This is a genomic window from Anaerovirgula multivorans, assembly GCF_900188145.1.
Taxonomy (GTDB): domain Bacteria; phylum Bacillota; class Clostridia; order Peptostreptococcales; family Natronincolaceae; genus Anaerovirgula; species Anaerovirgula multivorans.
Genome location: NZ_FZOJ01000006.1, coordinates 92,030 through 111,371, shown reverse-complemented (window position 1 = coordinate 111,371; position 19,342 = coordinate 92,030). Strand labels below are relative to the sequence as shown.

Genomic DNA, 19,342 nt, shown 5'->3' with positions numbered 1-19,342 from the left:
CTTCACTCCTAATATTTCTCCACAAAATAAAGAGGGTGCTTATAAGCACCCCCTGAAATAACAACGTACCTATTCTATTTACCACAATTGCACCCCCCGCTACAGTTACATTCTGTTCCTTCGTCATCTGTGTTTTGTAGGCAGTAAAGGTAGACCGCTGCGGCAGCGTTTAATTCGACTATACTTTGCTCTAGGCTCTCGGGGTCTTCATCCTCTACCGCATTACACAAGGTAATGCCAGAATCCATTATATAGTCACCAGTTAGTTGTTTTATTAGCTCTTTTTGCCTACTGGTAAAAACCTTTGTGGGTGGCGGGCTACCTACTAAGCCACTACCTGCAATAGCTTTAACAATTCTATCCCTTACGCCACTGGGTTTTAAGTAACGCATATCAATAAACTCACCGTCATCAAACTTACCTGTATTGTCATTTAGGTAATACCTTAAAGCTTCCTCTACTACACTTTTTAAATCCATTTTAACTCCTCCTAAATTTTTATTTGATGGTAGTGACTAAGTACGCTATACTGAAATCTGTGAAATTTGGTGGTAACTTTTAGACAGTAGGCGGTTTAGCTCAGCATAAGTTATTTTAGCAGTACCTTTTTTAGTACCATCTAGCCAACTGAAACTAAATCTATTTTCTGCTTCTACTGTATGCAAGTGCCTAGTTTGATCTGGTATGTCATACCACATAATCTTAATCATATCTCGGTTTCTATTCGCAAATACATACATCTGACCATTTGTAGGGTCCATTTTAAAGTGTTCTCGCACAATTTCAGATAAACCGTTGCTACAATTTCTTAGGTCAGTTACACCTGCCGCTACGTTAACTTTCAACGTCTTACCCGCTAAACTCATTTTCATAAAAACACTCCCTTATAATATATTTTCACTAAATGCACGCCATCGCACGTTCAAACATGTTTTCAGGTATTTCAATAGCCTTACCATTTATTTTAAATGACACTGTACGGCTTCGCTGGACCTTATCAACTTCTGGTGTCTTATCAGTTAATTTGTCGATCTTTGTTGTATCTGTTGTCTCATTTGAGGAGGTAAAACCCTCTTTGGTGGAAGGGATGTATACCTCCTGACTAAAAGTAAATTCAATATCATTGTTGTTGCTGGGTTCATAACCATCGTATACAGCACTGAGTAGCTTGAAATGACCAGTAGACTGGGTGGGGGCAGAACTACTAACGTAACTCTCAAGTGATTCACCTGATGCCTTAAAGTCTTTCCACCTGCTGAGCTCAGTTGTGACTGATCCGAACCTACCCCTAACAGTACTGTAGTCGCCTTCTGCACACTCTACTGCATCTACAACTTTGCCATTAAACTTAAGATACTCGTCATACCAATACCTTTTAGCCTTGGTTATAATGGGTATAATTTCTGCGTCTGTTGTGCCATACCTAAACCTAGCGGACATTTGCTTTGACACGGTAGACAACTCTTCCTCGCTCTTACCGTTATGTGTGCACCAGTCTGCTAACTTCTTACCACTTATGTAATACTCAAACCAGTCATTTAGTGCAGACTTGCATAATTTAATATCATCCATTTTAACCCCTCCTAATTATTTAGCTTTTTAACTTTGTTTTTAATCTCTTGTAAAAGCTTAATTACGTCACCAATACCTGTCCATCACTAGACAAGATTCTTAGGCATGAATACTACGAAGACAGGGAAAGGCTATAATTTTTCTAGGTCTGCCCTAGCTTTAGTATAAAGTTCATAGTCAATTATTCCTGCTTCATACGCTCTTTCATTGATTCCAAGCAGTATTTCTTTTTCAATATTTCTATCAGTGACACCTAAAATAGTATTCATATGCAACCCTCCCTCTATAGATTTTTATGCATGAATGACTGATGACAATAAAAAAGACTTCCAATTAAGGAAGTCAGTGGGTAGGTGGGGCGGGGCTAGACAGACTCCATAAGAATACTAGTGGTATCATATATAGAAGTATTACTACTGATTGCCCCACCCACAACAAGACTATCAAACAATCCTGTTACGTAAATAAGTGGTAACCTCGTGTGGGCGGCTACTGCACTAATGACAATACTCCGTTTTAACTCTAGTCCCATACTTTCACCTCCTATGTTATTACACTCTGATTCCAGTAATCTCAAAGAACTTTTCAGCATCAAAGTTTGGAATGCTCTTGATAACATCTCTTCTTGCTTCGGGCAGTCCGTTCCACCAGTTAATGCATGAATCTTTATTGTTACGTTTCTTCAAATAACCGCCTGTTGTTTCATATTCAGGGTGTGCCGCCTTTTCTTCATCAGTCATATCTTCTTCATAAATCCATTCAGTAGGTCTGAAATCAATTTGGCTCATTAAGTAATATGCATCTGACATTCTCCATTGTTCAAAGGTCATGTCTGTTTCTTTGTCAAAGAACACTAATTTGTGCTGCTCTGTATTGAAACACCCTGCAACATTGGAAGCCTTGTTCCAATCACCGCTGTTGCGATTACCGCTGTTGCAATCACCGCTGTTGCGATTACCGCTGTTCCAATCACCGCTGTTCCAATCACCGCTGTTCCAATCACCGCTGTTGCGATTACCGCTGTTCCAATCACCGCTGTTGCAATTACCGCTGTTCCAATCACCGCTGTTCCAATCACCGCTGTTGCAAAGACCTGAATTGCCTTTTCCAAGGTTCACCAAAGATAGCAGTTCACCCCAAGGAATTTCCCTGACAATTTCAATCTTGTTAGTGCTGCATTTGTCACCTTCTTCTGCAATTTCACCTAGTGCAACAACTTCTGCAACCTTATTGTTTGGGTCAAATCTGTAATAGTTGAAACAATCCTTTGCTTCTTTACAAAAGTGAAATCCAGTGTCACAAATACTTGGTTTTCTTTCCTGCTTATACGTTTGACCCACTTCATATTGAAACTCTCTACAAGTCCAGTCAGGATTAAAAACTTTAAAACCTCTAATTTCTTCCATTTGCAATTCTCCTTAAATTTTATTTGCTGAGATAGGCTCCCAGCAGGTTACATTAATATATACCGTGATAATCGCAAGAAGTTAAGGGGAAAAGTAAACTTCCCTCTACGACTCTTTTCAAGGGTTGTTTTTAAAGCCGCTATAGCAGCTTCGCTACTTACTTAATTTTTACATTTTTATTAAGTTGTTTCACGATACGGAACAACAACTAAGCTGTTAACAGAAAGTTGTTCCGCATTATGAAACTATTCGTTACTGTATGCTTATACCACGTGACATAAGTCCATCTAAATCAAAAGACAGTAGCATCTTAGCCACTGTCTTCTTAAAGCCACCGTCCTTTTTTATCTGGTGGGGCGGGATATGTAGTTTAAATCCTTCTTTCACAATAGTAACACCACTAAAACCACAATGATTCATAACACTATACGTATTCTTTCCTCTGGTACTAATTCCTCTCACAATAATCTCCTCCTTAAATTTTTATCTGGTGGGGCGGGGGGCTAGAAATCCTCTAGCCTGTATAATCCTTACCCTCATCTTTAATAACTATAAATTTACATTTTGGTACAATAGAATTACCATTGACTTCATTCTTAACTAAATAATTTTCTTCACTCTCATATATAGGTGTGTATATCTTATCCTTAAACAAAGCATAAGCTAATCCATCATTACCAATAAACTTTATTTTTCTCATGTTTTAACCTCTTTTCAAATTTGGTGGGGCGGGTAGTATCAGTCAGACCATCCATTAAATCTAGCAACACTATAGCCATTATCCAAGAAATGACCAGTGCTACCATAGGATACTATACCCTCAGACAGCTCATAGCATGTGTTCTCTTTATATACATCCCAATACACTGTTGATACACGATCTTCATTAAGTAGTGTACGTAGAAACTCAGTAGCTTGTAATTGTGTAACACACTGAAATACTGTGCTCTCAGACATGTTAAATACATCTTGTAACTTCATAATATCTCATCCTTTCAATTGTTATATACCACATAAGCCCCCTAAAAGTGGGGGCGGGGGCAGAGACTACAACTGATAGTATATAATTACTGTAATAACATTATCATTACTTTAGCTATATCCTTTCCTTTAGTATCATACTCACCAGTCCTTTCGCTATTTTTATCTGTACATTCTACGAATGATCCTCCTTCGGAGGTGCAATCTTTGATTGATCCTGCTTTGCAGGTAGATTTGCTATTTTTATCTATAGATTTGCTAGGCTTCGTCAGCTTATTCACCTCCAATAGTGTAAAATTACACTTTTCAAGTAATATTTCACTTTTTAAGGGTTGTTTTTAAAGCCAATATAGATGGTTATGTACTAGTAGACATCACATAATATGACTAATATGCAATATTGATACCTAGTTGGCGTCACTTATTCCTAGTGTGAGACTCCGATTTTAGCTGTTTTCTGCAAGATTAACATAACAAACTTGCAAAACCAAGGGTTGTTTTTAAAGTCGATATAGTAGCTTTGCTACTAATCCTGCAGGCAGGTATAGGACTTTCAAGGGTTAATTTGAAGGGCGATATAGGGCAAAATAAAACCTCTCATAATGTATATTGTGAGAGGTTAAAGAATGAAACGTTGAAATTTCAAGGGTTGTTTTTAAAGCCACTAAGTGCATTTTCAAGGGTTAATTTTGAAGCCGCTATAGTATACAACTCATGGGCATAAAAAAGGACACAAAAAAAGAGGCTAGATGCCTCCGAACATATAATTGTACTCATCCCAGGACCCGAACACTTGCGTGTTAAGCAGGGTATAGGGGAAGTGCCCCATACGATTTTCTAAATGTGTCTTACATAAAGTCTCTGTCGGTGCTTGTATAGGTATAAGTCTTTGTTTATGGTCAATCTCTAGTGCATACAGTACTACCACGCTTGCCACCTCCGCAAGGAAGGAAGGCACTATGCCTTCTTTCCTTTCTTCTTGTCTGCCATTAATTCATTTAACATAGCCTGCATATTCGCTAGTTGCTGCTTTAAATCTTGGTTCTCCTTGATAGCAGTTTCTCCCTCTAGTCTTTTCTTTTCTATTTCTCTTGCTTGTTTCAATTCCGCCGCCCGGTTTAATTCTTCTTCTTCTACTTTAACACTCAATGTTAGCTTCATTTTAATACCGTTTACTATTACTTCGTCGTACTTCTGATAAGGTGATTTACCTTCAAACTCTGCAAAGAATAAACAAGGCTTTCCTTTTTGACCTGTCTCTGGGATATACATTCTGCCTACTTTCTTTAAATCCTCGATGTTTTCGTGCAGTTCTTTGTTAGTGTCTACCCCTGTTAATACTGTGATAACTATGTTACCCTCTTCGTTTACTTCTACTCTACTGTTTTTAATCATTTCCATCAAACTCCTCTTGTATGTATAGTAGGGATTTTATTCCCTCCTGCCTACCACCTATATTAGGTGGTAGGGAGCAGGAAACAAGTCCTACCGTACTTTTATAAGGTTACTGCCTTTAACAAAGTAATATGTACCACAAGGACTTTTTATTTCTTCGTAGCCCCTTGCAAGGTATAACCCTCTTATACAAGATATCTTTTCGTTACGTGTCATATTGACTTCCTCCTTTATTAAATTATCAAGAATCTATGTTGCTGTACCGTCGTGGTACATTGTCAACATAGCAAGCATCACGAACTCCGTCAATGCTTTTAATTAAAAAGAATTTAAGTAATTTAAAGGGAAATATTGTCAATAAGCATTTACCCTCCCCAGTGCCTTGGAATTGTTGTACACCGCCCTGCGGGCGGGGGTGCGTTGTGATACCAATGGGAAATTTTTTGGAAAAAGTGTTTCAGTGGGGGAGGAAGACCTATGGGAAATTTTTTGACAAACTTGTTTCAGTGAGCTTAACTCTTGTCGCTTTATACGGTATATAAATAAGAAGACAAAAGGAGGGAAAGTAGCATGAAAATATCAAATGTTAAAGTTTACGGGCTGGAGGAGTCAATTCTGGCCAGTGGGTACCCAATGATGTCTGGGACATACCCAGAATACGAATTTAATGAGATATGCCGAGTATTAAAAGATGAGGAATTGCCTCCCACATACGACCAACATTTAAAAAGAATGAAACACTTAGGCAACGCCACACCTAATAGTGGCCATGACTGTGGATTAAAGGGTATTATCGTACAGTACGACATGGTCGCCCCTGAATATTTTTGGAGACAGTTTGACCGGTATCATTTTCACGATTATATAGCCTCAATGAGCAAGATGCATAGGATATTGAGAATGGATATCAATGAAATGTGTAACCCTTATGTAAGGGAAGATGTTAAAGAAAGCTTAAAGGAAGAAATAAACTTGTACAACCAGATGTATGGAGCAACAAAAGCAGAAAAGCAAGAACAGTTCCAGAGAGTAATATCAAACTGTCCTATGGGACTAGAGTTGACAGCAAGAATTACTGATAACTATTTACAACTTAAATCAAAGTATAATCAAAGGCATAACCATAAGCTGGAAGAGTGGCAGTACTATTGTGATTGGATTAAGACTTTACCTAGATTTACAGAGTTATGCCTGGCCCCCGCCCACAGATAAATTTTTATAGGGGGTGACTGGGATGAAAGGAGGAGAGAGAAAATGAGTAAATTTACTACAATGGCATTTTACGAGGGTGGTTGTGGTTCTTTAACTGGCATAGTTGGAAGAAAAGACTTGTTTAAATCTAAGAAAGATTTTCTAGATTGGTGTATGCATGATTGTGATGAACTAGAGTCCGACTTTTCATTTTTAGACGAAAACCCAGAATTTACAACAGATGACATATCCGAAGATTTTATTAGATACTATCCTAGAATGCCCGAAGGTTTTGAAATTGAAAGTGGCTGGACATTCTGTAAAAAGGGTAGAGGTGCAATAGAAGTATATGTATTAAATGTTGCTTAGCTCACCCGCCCACGTAGGCACGCCTAAGAGTGGTGGAGCCTATGGATCACTTACTTTGTAAATATTAAATAGAATGGGAAGGGGATAGATATGGGAATTAATGAGAATGTGGAAAGAGACGTTTATATTAAGAGCGAAGAAGGATGGCGTAAAGAGAGGAGGGTAGTCACTGAGGTTATTATAAAAGCTGATGACTACCCGCCCGCAGTTTCAAGTAGAACAGATATTATGGTTGATATTGAGACACTAGGTAATAAACCTGATTCTAATATTATCCAGCTTGCAGCCGCCACATTTGATATTAGAACAGGGTATGTAGGAAGAATATTTAACGAATGTGCAAATATTACTATGAATGAAACAATGAAAACAACCGGATCAACTATTAAGTGGTGGCTAAACACCAATAAAGAGCTTCTACAGGATATTTTAAATAGAGGAAGTATGTCAAGTGATGATTTAGTTAGATGTTTTTGTAGGTGGCTGAACGAGCAGGAAGGTGCCGTATACTTGTGGGGGGATGGGACACTGTTTGATAACAACCTCATTAGAACTCAGATGGAGAATCTCGGACTTAAGTACCCTATAAACTACAGGAACGATAGAGACGTGAGGACAATTTTAGAGCTGGCTTACACTAAGGTAGGCAAGACAAGAGAGCAGTTTCTGGCAAGATATGAAAACAACAACGCGCATGATGCAATTGACGATGTGTTACACCAGATTGAAATTGTAACAGATTGTTACAACATTCTTACTAATGATTAGGGGGCAACAGTATGTGGTCTTGTTTATGCAATTCATGCCACAAAAGAAAAACTTGTTCTGACTGTAAGCATATAGCTTTACATGTTGGTGAAGAGTGTTACAGGAAAGGGATTACAGATTGTAGTTTCTACGTCGCCTCGCCTGTAATACCCAAACAAATAGATGAGGAGGATAAATATGAAAGTAGATAAGAAAACATTAATGGCAGTAAAACAGTTTTTAGAGCTTCAAGAAGGTTGGGATTTAGATGAGGTAATCAGTGAGATGGTAGATGATACAAAGCTCCTAAAACACAAAGAGATGGGTGAACACACTTTAGCAACAGATGAATGTGGCATTGAATGGGGTGGGGATATTATTTGTACACTAGATGATTTTGTTAGGGAATACACCGAAATTTTTATTGGTAATATGTGCAACATCTTAGATTCATTTGTTGATGAAGACTTATCTTATGGTGACTTTGATTGATCCCGCCCACAATTTAAATAAACTTGTACTGATAGAAAAAACCCCCGCCAAATAAAAGGTGAGGGTTGCTCTTTAAAAGAGCTATTTATATAATAAGGAGGTTATTATTAGTATAGTGCACTTTCTAAAGATATGAACACACTATTGGATAGCACCAGTGGGCGGGGACAACGTAACCACTTCATTACTGTAACTCTCTCGAATCCAACAGCGTAGTTTCCCCACGTTTTGTTCACATGTATTCCTCTAGACACACAACCACCTCCATAAAGTAATAGAAGCTAGTAAACACTAACTTCTATCATCTCCCTTTTTACTGAATTTTAACACTTTTATTAGGTGGTGGTGGCGGAATTATACCGGATCTTAAGCCACAGCACTTTGGCGCAGGTATACTAAAAGATCTTGGGTTGTGTGACTTCTCAAATTCCTCTTTATACTTAGCGTATAAGGCATCTCTTAGAGCACATAGCTTCACATGCTGTCTCTTTTTCTTACTGCTAATACCATTACGGTAATTATACTCTAGCTCAATATCATATGCCCATGCATCTAATTCTTGAAAAAGCATTGCACCACCACCTATTCTGGATTATCCACATCTTGGTAAATAAACCCTAAAGCTTCCCATCGTTGTTTATGTTTTCCTGCGATAAAGTCCTGTGCTTTTTTGATTTTATCAGCAGGGAAATACTCTTTTGAATAAAGCATTCCTTCTGGGTCATCCCGATAATCCTGTATGCCGCCAAGTTTTTCAGTGCCATCATCTTCTATGCACACCTCCAAGGCCAATCCCAAAGGATGTAAGAAAGCCCTATTAAGCTCTGCTAATAGACCCATTTCTCTAAATTCTTTAATGTCCATTCGATTTACCTTTTCACTCATATAATTTCCTCCTCTTATTTTACTGGTTCCTATATCTTAATTGCCTTTTCCACTTGGCGCACTTCTATACATTCTACTAAATCATCATATTCCCAAGGTTTTCAGCCTGCATAGCTTCAAATAATACCATTTTGCCAGATGCAATACTATACTCCATTTCTAGTTTAGCACCTCTGCTATCCTGCCAGTTGTCTAGAAAGTATACTGCATCGCACACGTCTATCATGGCATAGCAAATATGCATGTAGTCATCGAAGTCAAACCGACCGGGTAGCACCGCAGGATTCATTACTATGTGCCCCTCCGCACATAGTTTCTCTTCTGCGGCCCCGAACTTAGCCTTGAAGTTAAGGCACTTTGTTATCTTACCTGCAATGTAAATTTTCATTGAAACTCCATCCTCCCCCCTCTATAATTCCCCTAAGTCTAAACCTTTGAATACCACTAAGAACAGCATTAGTACTGCGATCAAGTTAAGCACAGGCAGTAATCCTAGCACCATAGTTCCTGACAAGGAACTATCAGATTCAGGTTTATCAAGTCTGGTTGATAAGTGACCATAAAACCCTCCATCAGCAATACATTTTAGGTGCAAGGCAAAAATGAAAGAATAAAAAACAACCACAGATGATAAGTAAAATATGGCAAGAAAAACCAATAACATCACTTCCTTTCCTATTATTACTTACCGTGCTCGCCCGCAAAAGTTAACCCTTAACTATTTATTATTTTTCCGGTATATAAAAGTAAGAAAGGAAGTGGTGTTTTAGTGAAAGTTCTAGGCAAAGAAGAAGCTGTAAGCCTGATTTATAAGGGTTTAAAAGCAAGGCGGGCGGCGAAAGAAAAGCTATCAGAAGATGAGTTTTTAACATATGCTGCCAACAGGAAACAAAAGAGGATAAGGAGGAAGGGTAAATGAATAGAGATGAATTAAGGTATAAATATTCTCAAGCGGATTTAAAAAAGAAGTGTTATAACTGTAAATGGCTTAAGATGTATAATGGCTCCAATGGAAAGTGTGTGTGCCCACATATCAGAATCAGAAACAGAGACAGGAACCTATTGTCAGAAGCATGTGTGTACAAATTCAGGATAATGGCAGGGGTGAGGAAGGGTAAATGACCAGAGATGAACTAAGGTATAAGTACGAAATATATCTAATAATACACGAAGACTGGTGCGAGACACAGGGAGTAGATGATGCCCCTATTAGTTTTGAGGAATTTTTAGAGGATTATGGTTGTGAAGCATTATTTTCCAACATCAATCTAAAATAAGTAAATGGATGAAGGGAATGAGAACTTCATCCGTTTATCTTTATAAAACCTTTTGCAGAATTAGAAGGATGGTTGGTTGTTAATTCTATATGAAAGCATTTTTAGATATGATTTTTATAGTTTATCCAAAAATTTCAGTTCTTGTTGTCTTTTAGAATCTTTTGTTATTATTTTTTCTTTCAAAGCTTTTTTAAAATCTTTTTGAAGTATCCCAATTTGAAGCTTCTCAAATAATATAAATTTAAAAATAATGTTATATTCATTGGTTTTTATAATCATATATTTATCTTGTGCCTTTGCTTGACTTAGGCCACTAAGACCACCAATAATAGCACCTAAGGGACCCGCTACTAAAGTTCCGATAATACCTCGACCAATCACAGACCTTTCCTCAAAAATTTCTTCGCCATCTACAAAATAGACGTTCACTATTTCTTCTTCTAGTAAAGCAAATACATAACCTATCTTTTCTGAGGTACTAACAATTTTAAATGAGAATCCTTTTTCATGTTGATGTATAAGTAAACGCAAATTTCCAGATAACTCGGTTATTGGCAAACATTGTGAATAAGATAAGGTAAGACTAGACATTCTTTTCATTCTCTTCCCTAAGGTCTTCTGCATCCTCTTATTGAACTCTTTCTCCTTCTTGCATTGCGTAATTAGATTTGGTTTAACAACCTCATAGTCCACAATATCACCTCCCACCTACTCGATTCTCCAAAACAAACCAAAGTCCTGCAACTTTCTACCGCAAGTTTCGACAAACAGCAGGACTTTAGTCCTGCAAAATATAATGGTTTTCAGGCAATTGTGAAACTAAATTTTATAAAAATGTGAATAACTTTTTTAAAAATCAATATTTTTAACGAAACAATGCGAGGTTTAGAGATGGAACAAAAGCCCAAAAAGACGTATCATTTGGGCTTTTCTACATATATAGCATGAAAGTTTGGTCCTGCTAAATACACTCTAATACTATTTAACCTATCGTATAAAGGCTGTTCAATTAAAAAATCTATACCATGTAATTGAATTAAAACATCATTCTGCCTCTGCTCCCCCGGAGCAAGTCCTAGTTTAAAACCTTTTCAGTTTCTTCCTATTATAAGTACACGTATTTTTTCTGTTTTTAATTGTTTTATTAGTAGTTCCGCTACTATCTTTTCTATTTGCACTTCCATATTGCCGCCCCTTCTTCTAAACACAAGAGAGCTGTTTAGAGGCTCCCTGCTAAAATTCACTAGCTAAATGCTTTATAAATTTATCTATGAAGTACTGCTGCCCTTTACCTGTTACACGAGTGGTTTTTCTAATAATTGGTTCTTTGTCTGGTCTATTGATGGTAGATTCGTTAATCTCAAATAGTCCTAAGTCCATAGACCTTTGAGCGGGCATGTTATAATCGGCACACTTTCTTTTTATCAGATAACCATTTTCACGAAGCCATGCGTATAATCTTTTCTCCCCAGTGTCGATACCATTTTGTTTTAATAACTTTGCCAGATCTGCTACTAAGATAGTGGTACTAGATGCTGATACTGAATCAGCGAATAGTGCTTTAGGCTGCATAACTTGAATCTCTGCCTCCGCCGCCATACGCTTTTGTTTTTCTTCCTTTAATGCAGTAGCTAAACCAATGATGAAATCAGGATCGGACAATGTCTTTTCAATCACCTCTGTTGTCATGTACGCGCCATGCTTTCTAACGGCTGGTAGAATCTCATCAGCCACCTTAGCTTGAAAAGCTTCTGCTACTGCATTTTTCGCTTTCATACATAACCTGTAAAAAATGTTTTCTGGGATGTACTCTGGCCTTTCTCCACAAGTGGAGAAATCAAATTCCGCTAGGTATCCCTCTAGTCTCTACCATCTAATGTAGTCACCTTTAGTTTCTGTGAAGCCTAATCCTCTAGCACAGTCTTCCAAATTTAGCATTGCAACGCCATCTCCGTCTAAATAACCTCTTACACCTCGAATTACTTGCAAATTTTTCATTTTACTCCTCCTCGAATTAAAATTTAAGGCTTAACTTTTAGCCACTAGCGACAGAGCATCTATATCTCTACCGGTTATGTAGCACCTCCCCCAACCTGCATTGGAGAGGGGAAGGCGAAACACAAAATATAACGGAGGATTATAATTTTGGTACATTATTATATACCGCGCCCGCCGCTGAAAGTTAAGTAAATTTTTATCTGGACTAACCTATATATGTAGAAAAATTTTTGGGGAGGGGTTAAAATGGCACAATCTAAAATAGAGAAGTACAAACTAGAAGAAGAAATAGCTTCTCTATACTACAGTGGGTTAACATACAGACAAATTGTAGATGAGATAACATCTTCTGGTAAGCTGCCTGATGGTGAGGAATTAAGTGCAGCCACTGTTAGTAGGTTTATTGAAAAGGTGGCGGGAATAAGCAAGGAAGTAGTAAAAAGTAACGAAAAAAGACTAGTAGAAGTTGTAAATAACAATATAGATATAGTGCGTGAGACTTCTGACTTGTATAGTAAAGCAAGAAATATACTTGACACTATGGAAGAAGCAGCAGCAGACAAAGGTAGGGTAATGAATCCACATCACTTTAAGGCTATTTCAGGTGAGATGCGGGAAACACTAAAGCTAATGATAGAGATACAGAGAGAAATTAGTGACTATGACAACATAAAACAGTTTATGGAAATTATCATGGAAACAGTAAAAGAGGTTTCACCCGAAGCAATACCTATTATAATAGATAAATTAAAAAATAAAAAAGGTACTAAGTGGTTTGGTGATATGTTCGGTGGTGGTGGCAGATGAAGAACTTATTACAAGATTTTATTAATCTAGCTGAGAATAATATAGTAAAAACTGGTGCATGGCGAGAGGACCCAGTTGATCTAGTTACTTTCTTTAAAAGCAAAGATTATTTAGGTGAATCCCCCTACCCTGGAAAGCAAACAGAGTTACTTGAAGTGGTAAACGATGTGATCCAGTATAAACTTACAGGCGATAAAACAGCTTGTGATGAAACATTACAACAAATAACAGAAATCGCATGCATGCTGGGAAAAGGTAGTGGTAAGGACTTTCTTGCCAGTGGAATTTTGGCATATATGTGTTATATTCTGTGTTGCATGAATGACCCTCAAGGTTATTTCAACTTCGGCCAAGATGAACCAATCGACGTTATTAACGTAGCAATTAATGCGTACCAAGCTAACAGTGTATTTTTTAAGAAGTTCAAGGCCCGCCTCACTAACTGTGGATGGTTTAAGAAGGTACTATACAATCCCGCTGAAACACCAGGTGCATTACCTAACGAGTTCCAGACAACTAAAAATCAAGTAAGATTTTATAAGAACATAACCGCCCACTCCGCCCACTCCGAGGCAGACTCTTTTGAGGGTTTCAACCCATTGGTTGTAATATTTGACGAGATTGCAGGATTTGAACCAGAGAAAGCGGAGGACTCATATTCAATATTAAGGTCGTCTGCGCTATCGAGGTATAATAATAATATTTTACTAATTTTCATTAGTTACCCCCGCCATGAGGGGGACATGATGAACATGAAGTTTAATGAGTCATTTACAGATCCGCAAGTATACGGTATAACAGGTGCCTCTTGGGAGGTTAATCCAACTATTAGCAGGGAAAGCTTACAGAAAGACTACGAAAGGGACCCTGAAGGCTCTGCCCTTAAGTACGAGTGTATAGCACCTAAATATGCAGAGGGATTATTTAAGTTCCCAGAGCGTATAGATGATGCAATACAACTGGGTAAGAAAGCACAATGTTCTGGTTTAATAATAGAAGAGGTTATCACCACCCGCACCCTCCATAATGGGGTACAGAAGCATTTTACTGGATTACAGTTGCATAATCTTGTACTTGACCCTGCTTACACTTACTACATTGGCGGGGACGGTGGGGTAAATACAGACAGTTATGCGATTTGTTTAATGCATGGGGAGCCCACCCTCATAGAAGTAACTGAGGAGGGGGAGACAGTAAGTAAATGGGTAAACAAACCTGTAGAGGATTTACTCATAGAATGGAAGCCATCCAAAAAAGACAGGTTACCAGTAGACTTACTAAATGTAGCAGATATACTGGAGCAGATATGCACACAGGTATTTGTTAAAAAGGCTATATTTGATAAATTTAACTCTGCAGATGTAGTGCAGAGGTTGATGATGTACGGGGTGGACGCGGAAGACAAAAACTTCTCTAACCCATTCCAAGTACAGATATACCAGAATCTAAAAGGGCTAATATATACGTCTAATATAGAGCTACTGGATCATACGATAGATGACCCGGAAGATAAGCGTAGAAATGCTAATGAGGAATTAAAGTATATTCAGTTAATTAATGGAAATAAAATAGACCACCCGCCAGTAAAGAAAGGTGGTAGCAAAGACTTCTCAGATGCTAGGTGCGGGGCGGCATGGATTTGTTCAACAGATGAACCAGAAGCAGTAGAGAATTGGAGTATGCCGATTATAGCAGGTGCTAATAACAGGAGATAAGCTTAACAAAATAAAGTTTTTCGGGTATATAAAAATAGGTTAGATTTTTACAAGACTGACCTATACTATTTATGTGGGGCTAGACTAGCTATCGAAAAAAGTGGTGATCCTCCGTAACCACCCGCCCCACCATTTTTAAAATACGGAGAACTAAAAATTTATCGGGGGTGTATTTTTATGGAAAAAAACAAGATGAAAGAAATTGCAGGTACTGCGATGAAAGAATCCTTAGAGGTTATACTGGAAAAGAGTAGCAGTATTGATACGTTGGGAAATCTTAACATGGTGTACTTCCTTATTAAGGACAACCAAATTATATATATAGGGAGGTCAGTTACTGGCTTAGCTTCAGTACTAGCTAAAGCTAAAGACATAGAAGCTGACAGCTACTATATAACATTAGTAGAACCAGAGTCACTGGATGCACTATGGGCATACCAAGTGAACAGATTCAAGCCTGTTTACAATAATTATATAAATAGATGTAACGCAACTATAGCTAGATCAAAACTCAGGGATAAGTACAGAGCAGATGGTAATGTGATGAACTTGCTAGAGAGGGAGTGCGGATTACCCAGACTGTATGATGGAAGCTACCTGTTTTGCAACGTAGTTGAAGCAATGGATAATGCACTTTCAACAGGTAAGATCATAAAGCCAGCAGAGGGCGGGTATAAAGTCAACACAGAGCGTAAAAATAGGCAGTACGTGGGAGGGGACTATATTGAGTAAAATATTATTAGACTCCCAACCATTGGTAGTAATACCAGAACTAGCGGCTGAGATAGGTCTAAACGAGGCTATAATATTACAACAAATTAACTACTGGGTACTAAAAAATAAAGCAAAAAACAGCAATTTAAGAGATGGTTACTATTGGACGTATAATAGCTACGTAGAATGGGAAAAGAACTTCCCATTCTGGAGTAACAGCACCATTGTCAGAGCTATAAAAAAACTGGAGACTAAGAAACTGCTAATAACAAGTGACAAATATAACCTTGTTGCCTCTGACAGAACGAAGTGGTATAGAATTGATTATAAAGTGCTAGATGATATCTTTAAAAATACTGAAAATGTTCTCGGATTAACAATTCCCCTTAGTCAAAATGACAAAGCCAATTTGTCAGATTGCCAAAGCCAATTTGTCAAATTGACTAGCTCTAGTAATACAGAGACTTCTTCAGAGACTTCTTCTAAACATACAAAACATACAGGTCATATGGATAATTATGGAAATAAGTTAAACGATGAGCTAAAGGTAGCAGAAAATAATTCTCCTATAGCCTATAGTGTTAGCACAACTGATAATGCTTCGCATTTAGAAAATAGTATTATTTTACCCCAGAAATCTAAGGAGGGGGCAGATGATAATGAAATTCAATTGAAAAGACCTCCAATGTTTGTAGGTGATGATGCTCTATTTAGCTACTTGATGAAGCATACTACTCTAGATGTTATAGAGAATAGTCTTGAGCTATTAGATATTATCCCTAATAGAATGTCTCTCAAGGAAGGCAGTAAGTTAAGGAACTTCTATTTAGGTTATATTGATTGTGTAAAGGCTTATACTCATAACGATATAATGAAGGCTTTAGATATGTACCTTAAACAACTTGAAGAGGGTACTAATAAGTTAATGTGTCCTACTAGTTTCGTTAGTGTAGATATTATTGAAAATATTATTAATAGAGGCTATCCTAAGCCCGCCACCAAAAAGAAGTCTAGTAGTGAGAAGTCCTTGAAGATATATGCTGATAAGTTAGGTATAGGTGAAGAGCTGTTAAGGGAAGAGCTAAAAGGTATTAATAAAGCATATCCTTTTACTAAAATGACTAATAGTGACATGACTAGTGAGTTTTTAGATAGTTATGTGGAGGCAAGAGAGAAATATTCTCTAAATGACCTACTTGACTCTTTTAAAAATGTAGAAAAGGCGGGGGGAAAGTACCCATATAAGCTAAATAATTTTATAATAAAGGGCGTTTATAATATGTATTTAGGTGAACAGTGGAAAGCTAAGAATACGCATAAGCTGTTTCAGAAGGATACAGACCACTCCAGTGTCCCTAATAATAGGGAAGTTAAAGTAGATTACTATGAATTCTAGTAAATAAGCCCCTCTAGGTGAGGGGCCTTCAAGTAGTAGCTATTTTGTGAGTCTCATTATCTTAATATTATTATTTAATCTAGACCATGCTTTAGCTGTAAACATTGCTTCGATGTCGATTATATCGTCCATACTTGTAGTTATTATAGTGGGCTTACCTATGTTGTATCTAGACTCTATAATGTCTGATAATAGGTTTATTGAGTGTATATCGTCAGGAGTTACCTCAACATCGTCTAGCAAGACTAACCAAGATTCCTTAGCTTTTCTAAGCATTTCTTTTGTCTCATAGTCGAATCTAAAGTTTCTTGCCTGCTCTGATAGGTCCCTGAATCTTATAAAGTATATAGGGTCTAGTTCACTTATCTCTTTATCTTTTTTTAATGCTAATAAGTTAATATGCTCTATTATAAAGTACAGGAACTCATTTAACATTGCACAGCCAGCATATGTTTTACCTGCTCCCATCATGGTACCATGTAATATAATATTTAACCTTTCATCAAATATTTTGGTGGGTGGGGTAAAGAGTTCATTAAATAAATCCTTCAATCTTTCTTTGTATATATTAGCTATACTAGCTTCTTTATATATCGGGGGGATATTCATTCCATTATAACATTCATTTACTGCGTTATACTTATGACAAATAGCACACTGAAAAAGTCTACCCCTTTCTTCTTGTATTATACCTTCTTTGCCTTTCATATCACATCTGTGACTAAATACACAATCATTACATTTAGAGTATCTCACTCATACAATCCCCTTTCTAGGTTAATTTTGCTTTCTGCAAACTGTTTCATTTTCTTATAGTTATATACCTTACAAACTTAGACAAGTTAAGTAGCTAAAAAAGTTTTTATTTTGCGTTACGTTTTTACAGTTTGTACCTATACTAAGTGCGTAGGGGGGTGAATCAGTGAAATTTTTGACCAAATTAGGCAGTGTTATTAAGAATATAAAAACTAGCTATGCAAGTGGTGAAATATCCACTTCAAATACTCCTGAGTATGATTCTGTCCCAGATTTTGGTGGTTCTAGGACTACTATCCCCCGCTTTACGATTGGGGGCGGCGGTAGTTTTGGTGCTTTACCTAGGAAAACACAGCAGGATCTAGAACTAGATGACAAGCAGTTAGGTAAATCCTCAGTAGAAGATTTGACTGATGCACTTATAGATGCTCATCCAGATGTGTCATTTGCTGTCTGGAACTTTGTCAGACTGGCTAACTCAGAGTACGTTATTAGTGTCACTAATGTAGAAAATGATGACGAATTTGAGCAGGGTAAGGAAGAAGTTGATCTACTTATTAAGAGACTGGCACAACCGAATGTTGAACAGTTTCAGAGCTCTAGAGATATACGTAAAGTGTTAAATCAACTAATACTTACAACAGTTGTACGTGGGGCGGCATCTATGGAACTAGTTTTAACAGACGGTTTAGATGATGTGGCTTTCTTAGCTCCTGTAGACCCTGTTACTGTAGACTTTTTGTTTGAGAATGACAGATACGTGCCGTATCAAGATGATGAGAGCATATCTTTAGACAGTCCTACATTTTTCTACGAGGAATTAGACGCTATGGTTGATGACCCGTATGGTAGATCACCAATACTAGGTGCACTAAACATAGTGTTATTTCAACTTCAAGTGTTAAACGATATAAAAGCAGTTGTTCACAATCAAGGCTACCCCAGGTTTGATGTTACGATTCTCGAAGAAGTTCTTTTAAACCGTATGCCCATAGGTATCAGGAGTAACGAAGCAAAGAAGCAAAAGTGGTTAAGTGATAAGTTAAATGAGATTATTAACATGTATAATAACTTAGACCCGGATGATGCCTTTGTACACTTTAATTCAGTGACAGTAGATACTGCTGGTGGTGGTAAAGGTGGCGGGGCGATGATAGATCCAGATAAGCTAATGAGTGCTTTAGATGGTCTAGTGACAGCAGGTTTAAAGACACTATCTACTATACTAGGAAGAAGGTCTACAGGTAACACTGAGTCATTTGCAAAGCTTGAGATTAAGCTTTACTTGAAGGGTATAGAAGGTATCCAAAATGTAGTAGAGCGAGTTATAAGCAGGGCTTTGACACTTTTCTTGAATATTAAGGGACTTCAAGGTGTTGTTGAGTTTAAATTTAAGCCGTCAGAAATTCGTAGTGACCTCGAACAGGAACAGTTTAGGCAGACTAAACTTATAAATATACAATTTATGCGTGATCAAGGTTGGATAGACCAAAAGGAAGCAGCTAAGCTGGCAGTAGGCCACGCCCCAGTAGCTGATGGGCCTATAGACAATACAACCCCCACTAATGGTGATGGTGAAACACCTGCGGGTACTACAGACACTAACCCACAGGCGGGCGGAAATACCGAAGAATAGAGAGG

31 protein-coding genes are annotated in these 19,342 nt (G+C 37.6%); 12 read left to right on the top strand and 19 right to left on the bottom strand.

Going from position 1 to position 19,342, the window contains the following annotated elements; genetic code table 11:
- Positions 1–74: 74 nt before the first annotated feature.
- From CHB72_RS08050 to CHB72_RS27720, 11 genes are all read right to left on the bottom strand, one after another.
- Positions 75–479 carry a hypothetical protein gene (locus tag CHB72_RS08050; protein ID WP_089282371.1) on the bottom strand — a complete coding sequence of 135 codons (405 nt, stop codon included), beginning with the start codon at positions 477–479 and terminating at the stop codon, positions 75–77.
- A 45-nt stretch (positions 480–524) separates the two neighbouring features.
- Positions 525–872 (bottom strand): IS66 family insertion sequence element accessory protein TnpB, encoded by a 348-nt coding sequence (tnpB, locus tag CHB72_RS08045; RefSeq protein WP_089282370.1) that lies wholly within the window; start codon positions 870–872, stop codon positions 525–527.
- Between the two features lie 28 nt (positions 873–900).
- Positions 901–1,572, bottom strand: a complete 672-nt coding sequence (locus CHB72_RS08040) for a hypothetical protein (RefSeq protein ID WP_089282369.1) — start codon at positions 1,570–1,572, stop codon at positions 901–903.
- Between the two features lie 131 nt (positions 1,573–1,703).
- A complete protein-coding gene (locus tag CHB72_RS26425) occupies positions 1,704–1,841 on the bottom strand; it encodes a hypothetical protein (protein ID WP_176431268.1) in 138 nt (45 codons plus the stop codon).
- Positions 1,842–1,936: 95 nt separating this feature from the next.
- Entirely contained in the window at positions 1,937–2,104 is a 168-nt protein-coding gene (locus CHB72_RS26420) for a hypothetical protein (protein WP_176431267.1), read from the bottom strand.
- A 19-nt stretch (positions 2,105–2,123) separates the two neighbouring features.
- On the bottom strand, positions 2,124–2,978 hold the full coding sequence (locus CHB72_RS08035) for a pentapeptide repeat-containing protein (protein WP_089282368.1): 855 nt from the start codon (positions 2,976–2,978) through the stop codon (positions 2,124–2,126).
- A 252-nt stretch (positions 2,979–3,230) separates the two neighbouring features.
- A complete protein-coding gene (locus CHB72_RS08030) occupies positions 3,231–3,440 on the bottom strand; it encodes a hypothetical protein (RefSeq protein WP_089282367.1) in 210 nt (69 codons plus the stop codon).
- A 52-nt stretch (positions 3,441–3,492) separates the two neighbouring features.
- Positions 3,493–3,678, bottom strand: a complete 186-nt coding sequence (locus CHB72_RS08025; protein ID WP_089282366.1) for a hypothetical protein — start codon at positions 3,676–3,678, stop codon at positions 3,493–3,495.
- A 38-nt stretch (positions 3,679–3,716) separates the two neighbouring features.
- Positions 3,717–3,959 carry a hypothetical protein gene (locus CHB72_RS08020; protein WP_089282365.1) on the bottom strand — a complete coding sequence of 81 codons (243 nt, stop codon included), beginning with the start codon at positions 3,957–3,959 and terminating at the stop codon, positions 3,717–3,719.
- 957 nt (positions 3,960–4,916) lie between these two features.
- On the bottom strand, positions 4,917–5,360 hold the full coding sequence (locus CHB72_RS08005) for a hypothetical protein (protein WP_089282362.1): 444 nt from the start codon (positions 5,358–5,360) through the stop codon (positions 4,917–4,919).
- 84 nt (positions 5,361–5,444) lie between these two features.
- Positions 5,445–5,570 (bottom strand): hypothetical protein, encoded by a 126-nt coding sequence (locus tag CHB72_RS27720; RefSeq protein ID WP_278277820.1) that lies wholly within the window; start codon positions 5,568–5,570, stop codon positions 5,445–5,447.
- A gap of 354 nt (positions 5,571–5,924) precedes the next feature.
- Here CHB72_RS27720 and CHB72_RS08000 point away from each other — a divergent pair, with 354 nt between their 5' ends.
- The 4 genes from CHB72_RS08000 (at position 5,925) to CHB72_RS07980 (ending at position 8,153) form a co-directional block, all read left to right on the top strand.
- Entirely contained in the window at positions 5,925–6,566 is a 642-nt protein-coding gene (locus tag CHB72_RS08000) for a hypothetical protein (RefSeq protein ID WP_089282361.1), read from the top strand.
- Between the two features lie 42 nt (positions 6,567–6,608).
- A complete protein-coding gene (locus CHB72_RS07995) occupies positions 6,609–6,914 on the top strand; it encodes a hypothetical protein (RefSeq protein ID WP_089282360.1) in 306 nt (101 codons plus the stop codon).
- 90 nt (positions 6,915–7,004) lie between these two features.
- Positions 7,005–7,682 carry a 3'-5' exonuclease gene (locus CHB72_RS07990; protein ID WP_207652521.1) on the top strand — a complete coding sequence of 226 codons (678 nt, stop codon included), beginning with the start codon at positions 7,005–7,007 and terminating at the stop codon, positions 7,680–7,682.
- 177 nt (positions 7,683–7,859) lie between these two features.
- On the top strand, positions 7,860–8,153 hold the full coding sequence (locus CHB72_RS07980) for a hypothetical protein (RefSeq protein ID WP_089282358.1): 294 nt from the start codon (positions 7,860–7,862) through the stop codon (positions 8,151–8,153).
- Between the two features lie 313 nt (positions 8,154–8,466).
- Here CHB72_RS07980 and CHB72_RS07975 read toward each other — a convergent pair whose 3' ends face one another.
- The 4 genes from CHB72_RS07975 to CHB72_RS07960 form a co-directional block, all read right to left on the bottom strand.
- Positions 8,467–8,724, bottom strand: coding sequence for a hypothetical protein (locus CHB72_RS07975; RefSeq protein ID WP_089282357.1), 258 nt, complete (start codon positions 8,722–8,724; stop codon positions 8,467–8,469).
- An 11-nt stretch (positions 8,725–8,735) separates the two neighbouring features.
- Positions 8,736–9,038: a hypothetical protein gene (locus CHB72_RS07970; RefSeq protein ID WP_089282356.1), complete on the bottom strand. Its 303-nt coding sequence runs from the start codon at positions 9,036–9,038 to the stop codon at positions 8,736–8,738.
- 76 nt (positions 9,039–9,114) lie between these two features.
- Positions 9,115–9,426, bottom strand: coding sequence for a DUF4406 domain-containing protein (locus tag CHB72_RS07965; RefSeq protein WP_089282355.1), 312 nt, complete (start codon positions 9,424–9,426; stop codon positions 9,115–9,117).
- Positions 9,427–9,447: 21 nt separating this feature from the next.
- Positions 9,448–9,696 (bottom strand): hypothetical protein, encoded by a 249-nt coding sequence (locus CHB72_RS07960; protein WP_089282354.1) that lies wholly within the window; start codon positions 9,694–9,696, stop codon positions 9,448–9,450.
- 111 nt (positions 9,697–9,807) lie between these two features.
- Here CHB72_RS07960 and CHB72_RS26410 point away from each other — a divergent pair, with 111 nt between their 5' ends.
- The 3 genes from CHB72_RS26410 to CHB72_RS26405 are packed head-to-tail and all read left to right on the top strand — an operon-like array spanning position 9,808 to position 10,315.
- Positions 9,808–9,957, top strand: a complete 150-nt coding sequence (locus CHB72_RS26410) for a hypothetical protein (protein ID WP_176431265.1) — start codon at positions 9,808–9,810, stop codon at positions 9,955–9,957.
- Positions 9,954–10,160 (top strand): hypothetical protein, encoded by a 207-nt coding sequence (locus CHB72_RS07955; protein WP_089282353.1) that lies wholly within the window; start codon positions 9,954–9,956, stop codon positions 10,158–10,160. The genes CHB72_RS26410 and CHB72_RS07955 overlap by 4 nt, the downstream gene beginning before the upstream one ends.
- Entirely contained in the window at positions 10,157–10,315 is a 159-nt protein-coding gene (locus tag CHB72_RS26405; RefSeq protein ID WP_176431264.1) for a hypothetical protein, read from the top strand. Before CHB72_RS07955 ends, CHB72_RS26405 begins: the two co-directional genes overlap by 4 nt.
- A 114-nt stretch (positions 10,316–10,429) precedes the next feature.
- Here the strand turns inward: CHB72_RS26405 and CHB72_RS07950 are convergent, their stop codons facing one another.
- From CHB72_RS07950 to CHB72_RS27715, 3 genes are all read right to left on the bottom strand, one after another.
- Positions 10,430–11,008: a hypothetical protein gene (locus CHB72_RS07950; RefSeq protein ID WP_141131360.1), complete on the bottom strand. Its 579-nt coding sequence runs from the start codon at positions 11,006–11,008 to the stop codon at positions 10,430–10,432.
- A 540-nt stretch (positions 11,009–11,548) separates the two neighbouring features.
- On the bottom strand, positions 11,549–12,091 hold the full coding sequence (locus tag CHB72_RS07945; protein ID WP_176431262.1) for a phage antirepressor KilAC domain-containing protein: 543 nt from the start codon (positions 12,089–12,091) through the stop codon (positions 11,549–11,551).
- Positions 12,092–12,181: 90 nt separating this feature from the next.
- Positions 12,182–12,313 carry a hypothetical protein gene (locus CHB72_RS27715; RefSeq protein ID WP_278277819.1) on the bottom strand — a complete coding sequence of 44 codons (132 nt, stop codon included), beginning with the start codon at positions 12,311–12,313 and terminating at the stop codon, positions 12,182–12,184.
- A 246-nt stretch (positions 12,314–12,559) separates the two neighbouring features.
- Here CHB72_RS27715 and CHB72_RS07940 point away from each other — a divergent pair, with 246 nt between their 5' ends.
- From CHB72_RS07940 to CHB72_RS07925, 4 genes are all read left to right on the top strand, one after another.
- On the top strand, positions 12,560–13,120 hold the full coding sequence (locus CHB72_RS07940; RefSeq protein WP_089282351.1) for a hypothetical protein: 561 nt from the start codon (positions 12,560–12,562) through the stop codon (positions 13,118–13,120).
- Positions 13,117–14,835, top strand: coding sequence for a hypothetical protein (locus CHB72_RS07935; protein WP_089282350.1), 1,719 nt, complete (start codon positions 13,117–13,119; stop codon positions 14,833–14,835). The genes CHB72_RS07940 and CHB72_RS07935 overlap by 4 nt, the downstream gene beginning before the upstream one ends.
- A 177-nt stretch (positions 14,836–15,012) precedes the next feature.
- Positions 15,013–15,567, top strand: a complete 555-nt coding sequence (locus CHB72_RS07930; RefSeq protein ID WP_089282349.1) for a hypothetical protein — start codon at positions 15,013–15,015, stop codon at positions 15,565–15,567.
- On the top strand, positions 15,560–16,945 hold the full coding sequence (locus CHB72_RS07925; protein WP_089282348.1) for a hypothetical protein: 1,386 nt from the start codon (positions 15,560–15,562) through the stop codon (positions 16,943–16,945). The genes CHB72_RS07930 and CHB72_RS07925 overlap by 8 nt, the downstream gene beginning before the upstream one ends.
- Positions 16,946–16,984: 39 nt before the next feature.
- Here the strand turns inward: CHB72_RS07925 and CHB72_RS07920 are convergent, their stop codons facing one another.
- On the bottom strand, positions 16,985–17,701 hold the full coding sequence (locus CHB72_RS07920; protein WP_089282347.1) for an ATP-binding protein: 717 nt from the start codon (positions 17,699–17,701) through the stop codon (positions 16,985–16,987).
- Between the two features lie 166 nt (positions 17,702–17,867).
- Between CHB72_RS07920 and CHB72_RS07915 the strand changes: the two genes are divergently transcribed.
- Entirely contained in the window at positions 17,868–19,337 is a 1,470-nt protein-coding gene (locus tag CHB72_RS07915) for a hypothetical protein (protein WP_089282346.1), read from the top strand.
- Positions 19,338–19,342: the final 5 nt, after the last annotated feature.